Genomic DNA, 18,297 nt, shown 5'->3' on the forward strand with positions numbered 1-18,297 from the left:
GGCACCCGATTTCAAGACAGGGCAGACAGGCACTTTGATGTTGCAAACCGCACCCTCTGACCGGGTGGCGCTGGATGGGGTCATGCCCGTGATGCGCCTGTCCGGGATCACCAAGACCTTTCCCGGGGTCAAGGCGCTCGATGGCGTGTCACTGAAGTTGTATCCCGGACAGGTGACGGCGCTTGTCGGTGAGAACGGCGCCGGAAAATCGACCATCGTCAAAGTGCTGACCGGAATCTACCGTCCCGATGGCGGCGAGATCGCGGTGGATGGCGCGGCGGTGCATTTCGCAGGAGCGCAGGATGCGACACAGGCCGGGATCACCGCGATCCATCAGGAAACGGTGCTGTTCGATGAGCTGAGCGTGGCCGAGAATATCTTTATCGGTCATGCGCCGCGCGGGCGGTTCGGGCTGATCGACTGGGCGGAGATGCGGCGGAAGGCTGCGGAGATTCTCAAGCGGATCGACGCGCCCCTGGACCCCATGACGCCGCTGCGCGAACTGGGGATTGCGAGCAAGCATCTGGTGGCGATTGCACGGGCTTTGTCCGTGGATGCGCGGGTGGTCATCATGGATGAGCCCACCGCCGCGCTGAGCCAGAAAGAGATCGAAGAGCTTTATGAGCTGGTTGGTCGCCTGAAGGCCGAGGGGCGGGCGATCCTGTTCATTTCCCATAAATTCGACGAGATTTTCCGGATTGCGGATCGGTACACGGTGTTTCGCGACGGCCAGCATGTCGGCTCCGGGCTGATGGCCGATGTCGATGAGGCGGAACTGGTCCGTTTGATGGTCGGGCGCGACGTGGATCAGATTTTCCCCAAGAGCGACCATGTGGTTGGCGACGAGGTCCTGAAAGTGGTGGGCTATGCCCATCCGACCGAATTCGACGAGATCAATTTCAACCTCAAACAGGGCGAAATTCTCGGATTTTACGGGTTGGTCGGGGCCGGGCGATCGGAGCTGATGCAGGCCTTGTTCGGCATAACCAGGCCATCGAAGGGCGCGGTGCGCATTGATGGCAATGTACGGGTGATCCGATCGCCTGCCGAAGCCATCGAAAACGGCATTGTCTACGTCCCGGAGGATCGCGGCAAACAGGGCGCTGTCATTGGCTTGCCGATTTTTCAAAACGTGACGTTGCCTTCGCTGGTCCAAACCTCGCGCAACGGGTTTTTGCAATTGGCGGAAGAGTTTGCGCTGGCGCGGGCCTATGTCGAACGGCTCGACCTGCGGGCGGCGGCGCTCGATCAGGACGTCGGCAATCTGTCCGGCGGCAATCAGCAAAAGGTGGTCATTGCCAAATGGCTGGCGACGAAACCGCGGGTGATCATCCTTGATGAGCCGACCAAGGGCATCGACATCGGATCGAAGGCCGCCGTGCATGCCTTCATGGCGGAACTCGCGGCGGAAGGGCTGGCCGTGATCATGGTCAGTTCGGAAATCCCGGAGGTGCTGGGCATGTCCGACCGGGTGATCGTGATGCGCGAAGGGCTGATTGCGGCGGAATTGTCCGGGGATGAACTGACGCCGGAGGTGCTGGTGCGCCATGCGGCCGGGATCGGGGGTAAGGGATGAGCGGGTTCTTGAAATCGCGCGAGGCGCTCCTTGTCGGGGTAATCGCGGTGCTGCTGGTGGTGATCGCCACACGGTTTCCGGCGTTCATCGCACCGGCGAATCTGGTGAATGTCTTTAACGACACATCGCCCTTGCTGCTTCTGGCGCTGGGGCAGACCGTGGTTATCCTGACGCGCTGTATCGATCTTTCGGTTGCGGCGAACCTGGCGTTGACCGGCATGGTTTGTGCCATGCTGAACGCCGCCTATCCCGGCGTCCCCTTGGCGGTGATCCTGGTTCTGGCGCTGGCGATGGGAGCCATGATGGGTGCGGTCAACGGGCTGCTCGTCTGGCGTCTGTCGATCCCGCCGATTGTGGTGACGCTTGGCACCATGACGATCTACCGAGGATTCATCTTTGTGATTTCCGGCGGGGAATGGGTGAACAGCCATGAGATGAGCGCGGCGTTCACAGGCTTTCCACGGGCGGTCATTCTCGGGCTGCCAGTGCTGAGCTGGATCGCGATCGTCGCGGCTGCGCTTTTTGTAGTCATGATCGCGCGCACGCCGCTCGGGCGGGCCTTTTATGCGGTTGGCGGCAATCCCGGTGCGGCGGTCTATACCGGGCTGGACGTGGGCAAGACGCAGTTCTGGGCCTTTGTCCTGTCGGGCACCCTGGCCGGTTTGACAGGCTATCTTTGGGTGGCGCGCTACTCGGTGGCCTATGTGGACATCGCCGGGGGGTTTGAACTTGAGGTGGTCGCGGCCTGTGTGATCGGCGGGATTTCCATCGCCGGGGGCGCCGGAACGATCCTTGGCACCATCCTCGGCGCGCTGTTCCTTGGCATCGTCAAGAATGCGCTGCCCGTTGTCGGCATCTCGCCGTTTTGGCAGCTGGCGATTTCCGGTGCCGCCATTGTTATTGCCGTGGCCTTCAACACCAAGAGCGGCCGGGCAAAGGGCCGGATTATCCTTAAGCGCGCGGAGGGCACGGCATGAGCGATGTCGCAAGACATATTCCGGATCGGTTGGAGAGCCGCGCCGCGCGGCTGCTGAAACGCTGGGAAAGCCTTTTGCTTGCCGTGGCTGTGGCGATCTTCATCGCCAATTCCCTGGCCTCGCCCTACTTTCTGAACGCGTGGAACCTTTCCGATGCGACGTTCAACTTCACCGAAAAGGCGATGATCGCCTTCGCCATGGCGATGCTGATCATCGCCGGCGAGATTGACCTCAGCGTGGCGTCAATCATCGCGCTGGCCTCGACGGCGATGGGAGCGGCGGCACAGATGGAGGTCGGCGTACCGGTTCTGGTGCTGATCGGACTGGGGGTGGGCCTTCTGTGCGGGGCGTTCAACGGTGTGCTGGTTACCGGCCTCGGCCTGCCCTCGATCGTGGTGACGATCGGCACAATGAGCCTGTTTCGCGGGATCAGCTACATCGTCCTCGGCGATCAGGTCTACAAGGGCTATCCCTCTGATTTCGCGTGGTTCGGACAGGGGTACGTGTTCTGGGTCATCACGGTTGAACTGGTGTTGTTCGCCATTCTGGCGGTGATTTACGGCGTGCTTCTGCACCGGACGAACTTTGGGCGGATGGTCTATGCCATTGGCAACAATCGGACGGCGGCACTCTTCAGTGGCATCCGGGTCGGCCGTGTGAAGTTCATTCTTTTCCTGCTGACGGGGCTTATGGCCGGTGTCGCTGCGGTTTGCCTGACCTCACGGCTGGGCTCGACGCGCCCGTCGATTGCCGTCGGCTGGGAGCTTGAAGTGGTGACGATGGTGGTGCTTGGCGGGGTGAATATCCTTGGCGGATCGGGCAGCATTCCCGGCGTGGTGATCGCAGCCTTTGTCATGGGGCTCGTGACCTTCGGCCTTGGCCTGCTCAACGTGCCCGGAATCGTGATGAGCATCTTTATCGGCCTGTTGCTGATCGGTGTGATTGCGCTGCCGCGGCTTTGGGCGATGTGGAGGGCATGATGGAGAAATATGCCTTTCGGATGCGGCTCAATCCCGGATGCCGGGAAGAGTACGAACGGCGGCACGACGCCATCTGGCCGGAGCTCGTGGCCCTGTTGAAGGATGCGGGCGTGTCGGATTATTCGATTCATCTGGATGAGGAGACGAACCTGCTGTTCGGAGTGCTCTGGCGTGCGAATGACCATGGGATGGACGCGCTGCCGGCGCAGGTGGTGATGCGGAAATGGTGGGCGCATATGGCGGACATCATGGAGGTGAAGCCGGACAATGAGCCGGTGGCGGTGCCGCTCAAGACGGTTTTCCATTTGCCATGACCCATGTCGCGGTGATCGACATCGGCAAGACCAATGCCAAACTGGCCCTGGTCGCGCTCGAAACCCTGTCCGAAGTGGCGGTGCTGACGCGGCCCAATCGGGTGCTGCCGGGGCCGCCCTATCCGCATTTCGATGTGGAGGGGCATTGGAGTTTCCTGCTGGATGCGCTGCGGGCGTTTCAGGCCGATCATGGCGTGGATGCGGTCTCCGTGACGACGCATGGTGCCTCCGCGGTCCTGCTGGATGCGGAGGGCGGGCTGGCGACGCCGGTGCTGGACTATGAATTTGACGGGCCGGACGCGATGGCCGGGGCTTACGACGCCCTGCGCCCGCCATTCGCGGAAACCGGGTCTCCCCGTTTGCCCGGAGGATTGAACCTCGGAGCGCAGTTGCACTGGCTTCTGGAAAGCCAGAATGGATTGCGCGCGCGACTGGCACAGGTGCTGAGCTATCCGCAATACTGGGGATATCGGCTGACCGGGGTACAGGCGTCGGATGTGTCCTCTCTTGGCTGTCACACGGATCTTTGGGAGCCGCGTGCAAAGCGGTTTTCCGCCTTGGTCGGCAGGCTCGGGATTGAGGGAAAGATCGCCCCCGCACGGCCGTCGACGGATATCCTCGGGACGGTTCTGCCGGAGGTGGCGGCGCGAACGGGTTTGAAGCCGCAGACACCCGTCTACTGCGGAATCCACGATTCCAATGCCTCGCTCCTGCCGCATGTCATCGGACGGAAGGCACCGTTTTCCGTTGTTTCCACCGGGACATGGGTGATCGTCATGGGGGTTGGTGCAGAGCCGGTGCCGCTCGATCCCGGGCGCGACACCTTGATCAATGTGAGCGGCTTTGGCGACCCGGTCCCCTCCGCGCGGTTCATGGGCGGGCGGGCCTATGGCCTTTTGCTTGGTGACAACCCGGCGACCTGGACGGCGGAGGCAGAGGATCGGGTGCTGCGCGAGGCAGTGATGCTGTTGCCATCGGTGATTCGCGAATCAGGGCCGTTCCAGGGACGGGAATCCGCGTGGATAGGCGGCGAGCCTGCGCCAGGCTCTGCGGAACGGACGGTGGCGTCAGGCTTTTATCTGGCCTTGATGACGGCGACATGTCTGTCCCTGATCGGACACCGGGGGGACGTGATCGTCGAAGGCCCGTTCGTGCGGAATGCGGGTTACTGCCGGATGCTGGCTGCGGCAACGGGATGCCCGGTCGTTACGTCGAACAGCATGACAGGCACCTCTCAGGGAGCGGCGCTGCTTGCCGGTGGCGAGGCAACGGACGATCCCGCAGAGGTCCATGCGCCGGAAAACACGGCGCTCGCGGACTATGCCAGGGTTTGGCGCGACCGCGCGGCATAATCTCGGCATGGGTGATTCTCAAGCCTGAGTTTCGCGTGATGGCGGTGCCCGGTTTTCGGTGTGCGTCGGCCCCGGAGGCCCGGAAAACACTTTTTTTGAGTGAGGGTTGGCCGCGTGTGAACGGGCCTGACCCGGACACTCCTCCGTAGACATGCGTTATTATAAAGGGTTTAGGCCTGCGTCATGTGATGTGTGTCACAAGGCCTCCGCATCTGCGCCACACTTGCAGAAAAAACACTGCGGATTGGTTCGCTTTCTTTCAATCATTTGGGTGTTGATCTTAGGGTAGCGTCAAAAGCCCGTCTTGCCTCTGCGTCATGGGGCTGAAGAATTCATAAATTGGGACACCAAATGACCAGCCTCCTGCGCCGCATCCTTGTTCCTGCGATTCTAGCTGTTTTCCCGTCGTTCGCATTTGCCCAGGCCTCTGGCGTGGATTTTTCGGCTTCGTTTGCCAATTCGCTGGTGCCCAATTCGCAAACCACGCTGGTCCTGAATTTCTCGGACGGAGGTATGGCCCAACCGGTCACCACGCTGGACGTCTCATCGAGCTTGCCATCTGCGTTGACCATCGGCAGTGGCGGAGTCGAAAATTCATGTGCCGGGGCCACGGTTACGGCGGTTGAAGGGGGCTCAAGCCTGTCAGTGGACGGGGCCGCGCTTGGTCTTGGCGGAAGTTGTTCGATCCGGTTTCCAGTCACAACAGGGGCGATTTCCTCCTCGTCCACCGAGACCGTTACGCTGAACTGGCTGACGGAGTTCGGGGCGGAGACGGCGGAAACCGCCTCTGTCAATCTCAATACCGTGTCGTTTACCACAGAGCGCTCGCTCTCGGACTCGCAGATCGATCCCGGCTCCAGGACGCGTATCACCTATGACATTGGCCCCGGACCTGGCGGATTTACGTCGATTTTTCTGTCCGAGACGCTTCCGGCCGGGACCGAGGTCGCCTTTCCGCCGAATGGGGTGACCAACTGCTTCTTCAATGGGATCGCGAGCACCGCTAACGTCACCGCGAATGCGGGCGCAACGAGTGCAAGTATGAGCGGCTATGCGCCGGCTGCAGGCTGTTCTTGGTCCTTCGACATCACCGGGAATGCCGCTGGTACCTACTTGCTGACCGGAACCCAGGCGTCTCCCGCGGCGACATTCGTGGATGTCTTGACGGTCAACAGTCTGCCGACTGGAACCGTCGCGCTGAGCAAGGCGTTCGCTGAACCGCAGGTCGGAGCGGGCCAGACACTGGATCTGACGTTCACGCTGCGGAACGGGGCGCGCGTCGCCACCGCAACGGGATTGACCTTCTCCGATGACCTGAGCACAATGATCACCGGGGCCCAGTTCACCGGATCGCTTCCAAGCAATCCCTGTGGCGCCGGGTCGTCTTTGGCTGTGTCCGGTGGGGACAGCGTTCTGACGCTGACGGGCGGAACGCTTGCCGGAGCCGAGAGCTGTACATTTTCCGTGCCTGTAACGATGCCGTCTTCCGTGGCCAGTTCCGGTACGCGTTTGAACGAGACGACGGCCCTGAGCGGCCAACTGGATGGCGCACCGTTCACGAGCAACACCGCCAGCGCGACCCTCTATATTCTTGCTGACAACACGCTTCCGCCGGTGCTGAGCAAATCCTACGACGCGGACACCGGCACGGCGGGCCTCCAGAACCCCATCGCTGGCGGGACGGTCACGGCGGTCTATACCATTGAAAACCCGAACACTCAGTCAATGAGCACGGTCTCGTTCACTGATAATTTGTCCGATCCTGCAGGGATGACGCGCACTGCCACCGCGGTCTCGACGACCTGCGGTGGCAGCCCCTTCTTTAATACGGACTCCGGCGTCCTGACGGTGAGCACTGGTACGCTTGCCGCTTCTGCGACATGTACGGTTTCAGTTGAATTCACAGTGCCAGCTGGTGTTGCCCCGGGCCAATATTCCATCTCGACCTCGGAAACCAGCGCGGTCATCGGCTCCGAAACCGTCAATGGTTCACCGGTCACGGCCATCTTGACCGTTCAAGGGGGCGCGTCCGTGTCCATGGCGAAGTCCTTCGACGCGACCTATGTGGTTCCCGGCGGGACTCTTGAGACGACCATCACCTTGTCCAGCGCTGCGGAGAGCGCCTCCGATGCCACGGGCCTCAGCGTTACAGACGATCTCGATGCTTTCGTGACCGGCGCGACGCTGTCCGGCGGCCTGAGCGGGACGTGTGGCGCGACCCTTGGATCGGGATCGACGACCTCTATGGTCGAGATCGAGATCGCGTCTCTGGCTATTGATTCAAGCTGTACCGTGATCTTCGACGTGGCGATTCCGCTCGGCGCTTCGAGCGGCTCAGTGACGAACACAACCAGCACACTGTCCGGCACCGCCGGAGGTGAGCCGATCTCCGCCCCGGCGGCATCCGCCTCTGTTCAGGTTTTTCCGGTCGAGCCGCTGGAGATCACTCGGGTCTTCCTTGAGGATCCTTACATTCCCGGTGCGTCCTTCACCGCGCGCTATACGATCAACAATACCACAGGGCTTGACTACACCGACCTGACCTTCAGAGACAGTTATCGCAGCATCGATACCGGAACGACGGTGAACGCGCTCGCGGCCGGTTTCTGTGGCGGCAGCAGTCAAGTCATCAATAGTTCGGGTAATCTCGTATTTCTTGGTTTGTCCGTGCTTGCGGGCGACAGCTGTACGTTTGACATCACCGGCGTCTTCAGCGCAGGGACCCCTCAGGGCGAAATCTCCTTGGTCAGCAGCAATGAATCCGCCAGTGTCGGCGGGTCTGCGGTTGACGTGGAACCTATTGTCAGCGCTCTGGAAATTCGCTCTGAATGGCTGACACTTACCCGGGATCTGTCGCCGAACCCGGTCGCGGCGGGCAATGACCTGTCCGTTACCTACACCATAGACAACGCATTGGATAACACGGTCACAAGCGTCGCTTTCAACGAGCTGATCAGCGATTTTCCGGCCGGAACGACCCTCAGCGGGACGCCAACATCGAATTGCGGCATGGCGGTTGCCACTGGCGCATCCGCGTTCGAGTTCTCCGGAGGCACGATCGGCGCGCTTGGCACCTGTGTGATCAATGCGACGTTCGCAATTCCCGCCGGAGCGAATGCGGACATCTACACCACCACTGGCGGTGCGCCAACGGGACTGTCGGGCGCTCTGGCCGTCGCCGGTTCGACCACTGCGGCCTCCTTCGATGTGCGTGGATTCACGCTTCCGAATTTCTCGCTGTCCCACGGCGGTGGTGTTGTCGGGCAGGGCGGTTCGCTGCCTGCAACGTTCACCATTCAAAACACTGACAGCGTGACCACACTCGATGATGTGCAGTTCATTGCCGATTTCAGCGCCGGTCTCAGTGGTCTGGTCATAGAAACCGGCTCACTTGCGACAACCTGTTCGACGGGTAGCCTCTCCGGCGGCGGGAGTGGCAGCGTCACGGCGTCCGCGCTCTCTGTTGCGCCGTCGTCCAGCTGCACAGTCTCCATGAACCTCATCGTTCCGGCCGCCGCCAGTCCGGGCAGTTACACCACCACAAGCAGCCTTCTTCAAAGCAACGGTGTGCGATTGGCTGATCCGGCCTCGGCGGGCTTCACCGTCGAGCCGAACCCCGGCTTTGCCGCAAGCTTTGCGCCCAGCACCGTGGTCCAGGGCGCTGTCAGCACGCTGACCTTCACGCTGGATAACTCCGGTTCAAGCACCGCGGCGACGGCAGTTGCCTTCTCCGGGACGCTGGAAAGCTCGCTTGCGATTGCCAACCCGTCCTCCGCATCCACAACCTGTACCGGCGGCACGCTGACCGCTGTGTCCGGTGGCACGAGTTTCAGTTACTCGGGCGGGACGATTTCTGTGGCCAGCACCTGCACCGTGTCGTTTGACGTGGTGACAACGACTGCCGGTTCCAAATCGCAACCGATTGGAAGCCTGAGCTCCGGCATCGGGGGAGAGACCGGAACATCGCCCAGCCTGATCGTCACGAACGCGCCAGTCCCGACCTTCCAGAAGACCTTCGCAACGACAAGCATTCCGGTCAATGGTGCGACAACCATGACGCTGACCGTCGACAACAGCACCGCGCTTGTTGCGGCGACATCGCTTGCCGTCACGGACAACCTGCCCGCCAATATGCGCGTCGCGACACCATCCAATGCCGCGACTTCGTGCTCCGGCGGCACGCTGACGGCGTCTGCCGGGTCGGGCACGGTCAGCTATTCGGGGGGATCCGTTGCGGCATCGAGTTCCTGCACGATCACCGTTGACGTCACGTTGAGCGATAACGGCAGTTCCGTGAACACCACGGGTGATCTTACATCCAGCCTCGGCAACTCCGGCACGGCCACGGCCACGCTGAGCGCGCCGGGCATCACGATCACCACACCGATTGCGGGCGATGACATCATCAACGGCGCAGAAGCGGGAAGCGTCGGCGTGTCCGGCTCTGTCGTCTCCGTGGAAAATGGCCAGATCGTCACGGTTACGGCGACGGATGGTTCAAGCGCGACCGCCAGCAACAGCGTGGCCGTCGCGGGCGGCTCCTACAGCCTGTTGGTTGATGTCAGCGCCCTGGCGGACGGTCCGATCAGCTTTGCGGCGACGGTGTCAGACGCCAACGGCTCGGCAGCCTCGGCTGCGCCGGCAGTGGCGAGCAAGGATGCGACACCGCCCGCCGGGCAATCCGTGGCGTTCGATCCGGCATTGGTCAACATTGCCAATCAAAGCGCTGTGGATTTCACCCTGAGCGCTGGCGAGATCGGTGCAAGCTTCACCTATCAGATCACCGATAGTGGTTCCGGACTTGTCTCTGGCGGGCCGGTGACGATCTCCTCGGATCCGCAATCGGTGACGGGGGTTGATCTCAGCGGTTTGGGCGAAGGCACCTTGACGGTGAGTGTCGTGCTGACGGATGCCAACGGCAACGCCGCGCCTGCGGTCACCGACACAATCGAGAAGGACGCGGTAGCTCCGACGGTCAGCTTCGACTCCCCTCTGATGGGGGATGATCTTTTCAATGCGGCCGAAGCATCGGCCGTGACGATCAGCGGTACATCGACCGATGCAGAAGACGGTCAGGGCGTGACACTTGCCATCGGCGATGGCAGCGCCAGTGTTGCAGCCAGCGCGACGGTCAGCGGCGGCGTTTGGACCACGGTTGTCGATCTGTCATCCTTGAACGATGGTGCGCTGACCCTGAGTGCTGATCTCAGCGATGCCTCCGGCAACCCCGCCTCCCAGGCGAGCGCTGGCCTGACCAAGGACACCGTGGCGCCGAGTGGGCAAAGCGTGACCTTCGCGCAGTCTGCGATCAACATCGCCAACCAGGGCGCTATCAGTTTTGATATCAACGGCGGCGAGATTGGCGCCGCCGTGGCCTATGATGTGACGAACGGGACCATCGTGGCTCCCAGCGGCACGGGTACCGTGACCGCCGACCCCGAGCAATTCCTTAACGTCGACTTTACGGCTGCGGGGCAGGGGACCTTGACGCTCTCGGTCGTTTTGACGGACCCCGCTGGGAACGCGGCGGCGCCGGTGACGGCGAGCATCGTCAAGGATATCGATGCACCGACCGTGACCTTCGACAGCCCGTTGATGGTGGATGATACGGTCAATGCAGCCGAGGCCGGAGCAGTCACGATCAGCGGCGGCTCGACGGGCGCCGAAGACGGGCAGAGCGTGGCCATTGCCATAAACGATGGCGGCGCGACGGTGTCCGGATCGGCCATTGTGACGGGCGGTCTGTGGAGCACCGATCTGGATGTGTCGACACTGTCAGACGGCGCGTTGAGTCTGACCGCTGATCTGAATGACGCCGTCGGCAACCCGGCGCCGCAGGCAAGCGCCAGCCTGACCAAGGACACTGTGGCGCCGAGCGGCGCAAGCGTGGCCTTCAACGCCGCCGCAGTGAACGCGGCGAACGTCACGGCGATCCGTTTCGATTTTACCGCAGCGGAGCCTGGCGCAGGTTTTGACTATCAGATCACATCGGCAGGCGGCGGAACGCCGGTAAGCGGCAGCGGGACATTTACGACAGCAACGGATAGCGTGACCGGCCTTGATCTTTCGGGTTTGAATGACGGGATTTTGACAGTGAGCGTCACCATCACCGACCCGGCAGGCAATGCCGCGGCACCGATCTCCGCGACGGTCGAGAAAGACGTCGTGGCCCCTGCTCTGGCTTTTGATACGCCGCTGATGGGAGATGATGTGGTGAACGCTGCAGAGGCCGGTGCGGTTCTGCTGTCCGGCTCCTCCAGCGGTCTGCCGGATGGATCGAGCGTGGCCGTATCGCTGTCGGACCAGTTCAGCGCAACGGTTCCAGGTAACGCGACCGTGACGGGGGACCAATGGTCCGTGACGGTCAATGCTGCGTCACTGGCGGATGGGCCATTGAGCGTGACTGCAAATGCGAACGATCCGTCCGGCAACCCGGCGATCGAAGCGGCGGCGACCCTGACCAAGGATACCGGCGTTCCGGCGGGCTTCGGCGTGGCGTTCGATCAGACGTCGGTCAACACGGCGAACCAGGCCGCGATCAGCTTCAGCTTCACCGGCGGCGAGATCGGCGCGGACTTTGACTACAGCGTGACCTCTTCGGCGGGCGGCACGGCCGTCACCGGCAGCGGAACGCTCAGCGAGCCGGCACTGCAGGTGGCCGGTCTTGACCTCAGCGGTCTTGGCGATGGCACCCTGACGCTCAGCGTCGTCGTCACCGACACCGCCGGCAATCCCGCGCCCGCCCAGACCGCGACGGTAGAAAAGGACGTTGTTGCGCCGACACTGGCGTTTGATGGTCCCTTCGCAGGCGACGACGTGGTGAACGCGGCAGAAGCGGCTTCGGTTGTGCTGTCCGGGACGTCCGGCGGCTTGACGGATGGACAGACTGTCACTGTTGTGGTGTCCGATTCCGCCAGCGGCAGCGTGTCGGACAGTGTGGCCGTTTCTGGCGGCACGTGGAGCGTGACGCTCGATCTGTCATCGTTGGCCGATGGCGCACTGAGCCTTGCGGCGGATGCGCAGGACGTCGCGGGCAACCCGGCGACACAGGCGAGCGCAACCTTGACCAAAGATGTCGCGGCGCCGGCGGGCTTTACCGTGGCCTTTGAGCAGACTTCGGTAAATGCAGCGAATGGCTCGGCCATCAGCTTTGCCTTCAGCGACGCAGAGACCGGCGCGAGCTTTGCCTACACGATTGACAGCACGGGCGGCGGCACCTCCGCGACAGGCACCGGAACGGTGAGCGATGCCGCGCATCAGGTCACAGGGATCGACTTAAGCGGGCTCGGTGATGGCACCCTGACGCTGAGCGTCGTGGTGACGGACACGGCGGGGAACGCCTCTGCTCCGGAAACGAATACGGTCGAGAAAGACGTCGTCGCGCCAACTTTGGCCTTTGACGGTCCGTTCGCGGGCGATGGCGTCGCGAATGCAGCGGAAGCGGCCTCGGTGACGGTCTCGGGAACATCGAACGGCCTTCCCGATGGCCAGAGTGTCACCGTGACCGTATCCGACAGCGCAAGCGGGTCCGTTTCCGGCACCGTGGCGGTTTCGGGCAATGCGTGGAGCGTGACGCTCGATCTCGAAACGCTGGCGGAGGGCGCACTGAGCCTGACGGCAGATGCACAGGACGTCGCGGGCAACCCGGCGGCACAGGCCACTGCGAGCATGGTCAAGGATACGGTGGCGCCCACCGGCCATTCCGTGGCCTTCGATCAGGACCCGATCAACCTGGCAAACGTGAGCGCCATAGGCTTCACCTTTACCGGGGCAGAAGTCGGTGCTGGCTTTGGCTACAGCATCGCGTCCGATGCGGGCGGGACGCCTGTCACTGGCAGCGGTACAGTGGCCACCGCAGATCAGCAGCTGACCGGTCTCGATCTGACAGGATTGACCGACGGAACAGTTACGCTTTCGGTCGTCCTGACCGATGCAGCGGGCAATGCCGCGGTTCCGGTAACGGACGAAAGCCTCAAGGACGTCGCGCTCCCGAGCGTGGCCTTCGACGGTCCGTTGATGAGCGACGATGTGGTCAATGGCGCGGAAGCCACGGCAGTGACGATCAGTGGCACGACCACGGATGTGGAAGATGGCCAGACCGTGTCGATTGGCGTCGCGGGTACCGGAACCACTGCGCGGACGGCGACTGTCACCGTGACGGGCAACGTCTGGAGCGCAACACTGGATCTCTCGGGCTTTGCGGAGGGGACCTTGTCTCTGACAGCAGATGTCTCCGACGCAGCCGGAAATCCGGCACCGCAGCAGGCCGCGACCTTGGTCAAGGACACCACGGCGCCATCCGGGTACGGCGTGGGCTTCGATCAGGACCCGGTCAACAGCACCAATGCAACCGCCGTTGACTTTACCTTCAGCAATGCGGAGGTCGGCGCAGCCTACACCTTCGAGATCACATCGGACACCGGAACCCCCGTAAGCGGAAGCGGCACTATCGCAAGCGCGGCGGAGCAGATCTCCGGGCTCGACCTGTCCGGGCTGGGCGACGGGACGCTGACGCTGACTGTCGTTTTGACGGATCCGGCGGGGAATACCGGCGCGGATGTCACCGCGACGGTGAGCAAGGAGGTTGTTCTGCCAACGGCGGAGCTGACGGTTCCGGAGGATGCGCAATCCGATCCTTTCGAGGTGACGGTTGTTTTCAGCGAGCCAGTAAACGGCTTTGGCCTCACGGGCCTTGAGATCGAGAACGGCACCGCATCCGCTCTTGCCGGAAGTGGAGACACCTACACCTTTACCCTGACGCCCGATCATGATGGCGAGGTCAGCGTGACCGTGCTGGCCGGCGTGGCACAGGACGGGTTTGGCAACGTCAACGAGGCGTCGGACGCGGCTGTTGCGACGGCGGACCTGACGGGGACACCCAACCCCACCCCGCCGGCCGACAGCGATGGTGATGGCGTGCCGGATATCTACGAGACCGGTGACCGCGATGGCGATGGCATTCCCGATGCGTCGGACTATGACCCGCAAGGGTACTTCTACTGCGAGGACGACGGGCGCATTCTCCCCGGAGGGGGGATCACGGTCAGCGGACCCTCCGGATCGAACAGCAGCCTTGGCCTGCAGAATGACATCAATATCGTGCGGGACGGCTCTACCGGTGAAATCCAGTGGTTCGCCACGCGCCCCGGAACCTATTCGGTGACCTACAACTATCCGACGGATGAGGGGCTGCCGAGTTCCGCGCGGACGTCGGCGGGCACCCTGGATGTGACAAGCATTCTGCCGGATAACCCCGGCGTGCTCGGTTCCTCCGAAGTGGGCGGCACCGGTTTCCTTGCGGACGGCTCGCTTGGCGCCAACCCGGCATTCTACTCGACATTCGTGATCGAGGCCGGGGACCCGGATGTTCTGACGAACAACATCCCGATGACCCAATGTGCGGAAAACCCGGTCAGTGTCACCGCGCTTGTCAACGGGGCCGAGGCGAATGACGGGACACCGGTTGCCGCAGAGTTCGTGATTGCGCAGGGGCGGGTGTCGGCATTGGCGACCACGGTCTCCTATACCCTGTCCGGAAGCGCAACGTCGGATGTCGATTACACTGCGCCGGGCGGCGTGGCGACAATCCCGGCCGGGGATCTTTCGGTGACACTCTCTGTCCCTGTGCTGGAAGATGGCCTGATTGAAGGCGACGAAACCATTGCCCTGACGCTCACGGATGTGACTGCGGGAGATACGGTTACCATCCTGAGCGCAGACGCGGCAGAGCGCAGTGCGACCGCGCTGATCCGCGATGACGATGCGGCGGTGATTGCGGTGACGGATCTCGACCTGACCACCTCCGAAAGTGGCAATGACGATGCGTCGATGCGGTTTGTCCTGATGGGTCGGCCATCGAGCAATGTGACGCTTAGCCTTGCCGGGGACGATCAGTGTACGGTGTCACCGGCGACGATTACGTTCACTCCTGGCAACTACGACAGCCCGCAACTCCTGACGATCAGTGCGATCAACGACGAGAAGGTCGAAGGCACGCACAGTTGTCAGCCGACCGTAACGGTGGCCTCCGGGGATAGCCGATTTGACGGCTTTGCGCTGGCGCTGAGCCAGGTGGTGGTGACCGATGACCTTGTCGATCAGATCCGCGACCCGCTGACCGAGATCCTCAAGGACGATCTGGAACAGACGGTCCGCACCCAGCAACGCAGCTTCAGCCGTATTGCCAAGGGCGCTTTGACCCGCCTGAAGGAAGGGCAGGATGCGCAGGACTGCGGCTCGATCACCGAGCCCGACGTCAATGGTCGCTTGAGCATCGAGGACGACACCGGCAGCAGCGACGGCAAATTCGGTTGGGATGTCTACAACTGCTATACCATGCGGCGGGAAATCCTCGACGGCAGCTTCTCGTTGAACTGGTCTGCGGATGCGGGCACGCAGGCGATGCTGCAATTCTCGCGCCAGAGCGAAAAGTTCCTGTCCGAAACGGCGCTGCACGGCTTTTTCTGGGGTGGGTATTACAGCCGGAACGCCGTGGAGGGGCTGGCTGATGGCACCATCAACGGCTTTGGTCTGAATGGCGGCGTCTATGGGGCGCGGACCGTGGCGCAGGGCTTGTTCCTTGACTACTACGCCTCGGCGGCCGTCGGCACACATCGCTATGATCTGACGTTTGACGCGGCAGCGGGCGATATCGACGCCACCGGCAGCTATGATTATGCGGCGGTGTTTGGCGGTATCGCGCTGAGCGGGGTGCGGGAGTATGAGAGCTTCACCATGAGCCCGCGCGTCGGTCTCGATCTCGCCCATGCGTGGGTTTCGGATGCCAGCGTTTCGGCCTCGCAACTGGGCCAGACGGACACCGGCCGGATCGATCTGCCGAACTTCAGTGGCGGCCGGTTCTTTGCCGAGATCGAGTTCGGCGGTCTGGGAACGAAGGACGGGGCGGCGCAGCTTGGCGAGATGCTGACCGATATGAGCCTGACGCCGCGTGTGGCCTGCGAGTTCTCCAGCTATGGCGACGGGACGGAGTGCAGCGCCGGTCTGAACGTATCGGTCCTGATGAGCCGCCCGAGCAAGCACCTGAGCTATGGGTTCGAGCTCGACTATGAGCGCATGAACGATCTCAACCGCCTGACGCTGGACTTCACTCGCGAGCGCAAGTTCGCTCGGGGTCAGGGCGCAGTTGTCACGCGTCTGTCGATGCCCGCTCCGGATGCGGTGACTGTCGAACACGGTGTAACGCTGGACTTCTGATCACGGAGCGGGGCCCGGGGTGCCAGCCCTGGGCCCGTGCCGCATTCTTCGGGTCATTGCCGTTCCGCCAAAACGGATCTGTGCCGAAGCGCTGCCGGTTCTGAGCGGGCGGCGCTGGATGGCGGTCTTGCCGTCGTTTTAAAGGATGGCAGCGTTCTGGCCGCGCAAGCTCAGTCTTCGGCGGGGCTGAGTGCGATCCGGGCGAGAACCCTGGAGGGTTGTCCGATATCTTCGAGGCGCAGGGTCTGGAACCGATAACCCCATTCAGGATGCGCCGAAGACAGCCAGGACGCCAGCCGGATGAAATCCACGCTGTCAAACCGCAGGGCGATCACGCCGCCGCTTTCGGTTCCTATGCTGGTCAGGGCACCGCGCAGGTTGGCCGCGATGAGACCCTCTTCAATACCGGACAGGCCAATCGGTTCAAAGCGCTCTTCGCGCCGCTCCGTCCGGGTCAACCCTTGGGCTTCGGCGGCGCGGGTCGTGACCCAGCCTTGCAAGGCCAAAGCCTCGACTTGCGCCGCCTCGGCCTTCTGCCGGGCCTCCGCGAGCGGCAGAAGCAAGGCAAATCCGATCCCGAGTGGCAGGGCGACGCCCGCCATCAACCCAAGCAGGCTGCGCTCGCGCGGGCTCAACCGCAGCAGCATATCCAAAAGGCGCGCGCTCATTGTGTCGCCTGCGGCGCTGCCGGAGCGATGGCCAATTCGATACGCACGCCGCTTTCGCCCTCTTCGGTGCGGGAATCGCGGAGTTCGACGCGCAGCCCGTCGGCGCGCAGCGCGGCAGCGAGGCGGTCCCCGGCGGCAAAATCGGGCAGTCCGGCAATGATCCGCAGCCCTTCTGCCGCGCGATACTCGATCAGTTCGGGCACGATCTGACCACCATGCAGAACCTCGGATACGCGGTGAACGAGGTCGAGTGCGTCCGTGTCGGTCGGTGTTACCCCTTGTGCGGCCTGCATCTGGGCAAGTGCGCGGGAGACCTGCAGCCGAACGTCCAGAACGGGGGCATTCGCGGTAAATGTCTGGCGCACAACTGCGTTCGTGGCCTGGGTGATCTCCCGGGTTTGTCGTTGGGTCCGGTCAAGGACATACCACTGCAAGCCGCCCCAAACGACGGCGGCCAGCAGCGCCGCCAACGCCGTCCAACGCCAAGGCAGCACGCGGCGAGCGAGGCGCGCCCGCGCTGCCATCGGGTTCTTGCGCAGATCACAGGCGAGCTCGCCAAAACCGAGCGTTACGGGCCGTGCGACGCCAAGCGCGTCCAACGCCGCGATATCCGTGATGATCGGGATGCCCGGCTGTTCGGTCACTCGGTCCAAACCCGCTGGCATGGCGCCAATCACCAGGCAGGCCTTGGGTTTGCTTAATGTGCTCGACGCCTGTCGCAGCGCAGCGAGCGCCAGCGCGGGCTGGGCAGTCAGCCCGTCCTGCGGACCAAACCGGACCATGAGTTGCGGGTGCCCGTCGGTTTCGCAGGCTTGCACAGTCCAGAGACCCTCTGCCGTTGGCAACGATAGGTAATCGGGCAGAACCGCCCGGCCTGGCACGTCGCGCAGGCTGTCGAGCCAGCCCTTGTCGGCGGTCAGGACGCGGGTCCAGACATCCGGGGATCTCTCGCCTTTGGCGCTCGGGGTGAAGGGGCGCATCGCGATGTGTTCCGGTCGCAGCCCAAGCCGATCGGCCAAGCGGCGTTGCGCCACCTGTTCGCGCGCCTGACCGCGCAAGCGATCCGGCAGGTCGATCGCCACCAGCGGCACAGCACTTCCGGGGACAAGCACAACCTGACGGGCCCCGGCGCTGCCCGCGCCGTGCCTGACAAATGTGGTGTCCTCACGTGGACTGCTGTTGGGTTGCCGCGCCTTGGCCACTCGTTTCCCCTGAG

Annotated in this window: 8 protein-coding genes; 6 read left to right on the plus strand and 2 right to left on the minus strand. The window is 63.0% G+C overall.

Translation table 11 applies throughout. The annotated features are described in order from the left end of the window. The first annotated feature begins 82 nt into the window (after positions 1-82). The 6 genes from ACN2XU_RS01835 to ACN2XU_RS01860 all read left to right on the plus strand — a co-directional run bounded on the left by ACN2XU_RS01835 (position 83) and on the right by ACN2XU_RS01860 (position 16,413). A complete protein-coding gene (locus ACN2XU_RS01835) occupies positions 83-1,576 on the plus strand; it encodes a sugar ABC transporter ATP-binding protein (protein ID WP_419408824.1) in 1,494 nt (497 codons plus the stop codon). Continuing rightward, entirely contained in the window at positions 1,573-2,553 is a 981-nt protein-coding gene (locus tag ACN2XU_RS01840; protein WP_419408677.1) for an ABC transporter permease, read from the plus strand. Before ACN2XU_RS01835 ends, ACN2XU_RS01840 begins: the two co-directional genes overlap by 4 nt. Then, entirely contained in the window at positions 2,550-3,533 is a 984-nt protein-coding gene (locus tag ACN2XU_RS01845; RefSeq protein WP_419408678.1) for an ABC transporter permease, read from the plus strand. The genes ACN2XU_RS01840 and ACN2XU_RS01845 overlap by 4 nt, the downstream gene beginning before the upstream one ends. Then, positions 3,533-3,847, plus strand: coding sequence for an L-rhamnose mutarotase (rhaM, locus tag ACN2XU_RS01850; protein WP_419408679.1), 315 nt, complete (start codon positions 3,533-3,535; stop codon positions 3,845-3,847). Before ACN2XU_RS01845 ends, rhaM begins: the two co-directional genes overlap by 1 nt. Beyond that, entirely contained in the window at positions 3,844-5,199 is a 1,356-nt protein-coding gene (locus ACN2XU_RS01855; RefSeq protein WP_419408680.1) for an FGGY-family carbohydrate kinase, read from the plus strand. Before rhaM ends, ACN2XU_RS01855 begins: the two co-directional genes overlap by 4 nt. 351 nt (positions 5,200-5,550) lie before the next feature. After that, on the plus strand, positions 5,551-16,413 hold the full coding sequence (locus ACN2XU_RS01860; RefSeq protein ID WP_419408681.1) for a DUF7933 domain-containing protein: 10,863 nt from the start codon (positions 5,551-5,553) through the stop codon (positions 16,411-16,413). A gap of 170 nt (positions 16,414-16,583) precedes the next feature. Here ACN2XU_RS01860 and ACN2XU_RS01865 read toward each other — a convergent pair whose 3' ends face one another. Further along, the gene (locus ACN2XU_RS01865; RefSeq protein WP_419408682.1) at positions 16,584-17,081 is read right to left on the minus strand and encodes a type II secretion system protein M; all 498 of its coding nucleotides are present in this window, start codon (positions 17,079-17,081) and stop codon (positions 16,584-16,586) included. Continuing rightward, a complete protein-coding gene (gene gspL, locus ACN2XU_RS01870) occupies positions 17,078-18,283 on the minus strand; it encodes a type II secretion system protein GspL (protein ID WP_419408683.1) in 1,206 nt (401 codons plus the stop codon). Before gspL ends, ACN2XU_RS01865 begins: the two co-directional genes overlap by 4 nt. Between the last annotated feature and the right edge of the window lie 14 nt (positions 18,284-18,297).

Origin of the sequence: Pacificoceanicola niger (assembly GCF_048553275.1) — a bacterium.
In the GTDB taxonomy this organism is placed as follows: domain Bacteria; phylum Pseudomonadota; class Alphaproteobacteria; order Rhodobacterales; family Rhodobacteraceae; genus Pacificoceanicola.

Bases quoted from the DNA above. Each gene is read 5' to 3' on its own strand.
- rhaM (WP_419408679.1), top strand. From the start codon at position 3,533: ATGGAGAAATATGCCTTTCGGATGCGGCTCAATCCCGGATGCCGGGAA.
- ACN2XU_RS01835 (WP_419408824.1), top strand. From the start codon at position 83: ATGCCCGTGATGCGCCTGTCCGGGATCACCAAGACCTTTCCCGGGGTC.
- ACN2XU_RS01840 (WP_419408677.1), top strand. From the start codon at position 1,573: ATGAGCGGGTTCTTGAAATCGCGCGAGGCGCTCCTTGTCGGGGTAATC.
- ACN2XU_RS01845 (WP_419408678.1), top strand. From the start codon at position 2,550: ATGAGCGATGTCGCAAGACATATTCCGGATCGGTTGGAGAGCCGCGCC.
- ACN2XU_RS01860 (WP_419408681.1), top strand. From the start codon at position 5,551: ATGACCAGCCTCCTGCGCCGCATCCTTGTTCCTGCGATTCTAGCTGTT.
- ACN2XU_RS01855 (WP_419408680.1), top strand. From the start codon at position 3,844: ATGACCCATGTCGCGGTGATCGACATCGGCAAGACCAATGCCAAACTG.
- ACN2XU_RS01865 (WP_419408682.1), bottom strand. From the start codon at position 17,081: ATGAGCGCGCGCCTTTTGGATATGCTGCTGCGGTTGAGCCCGCGCGAG.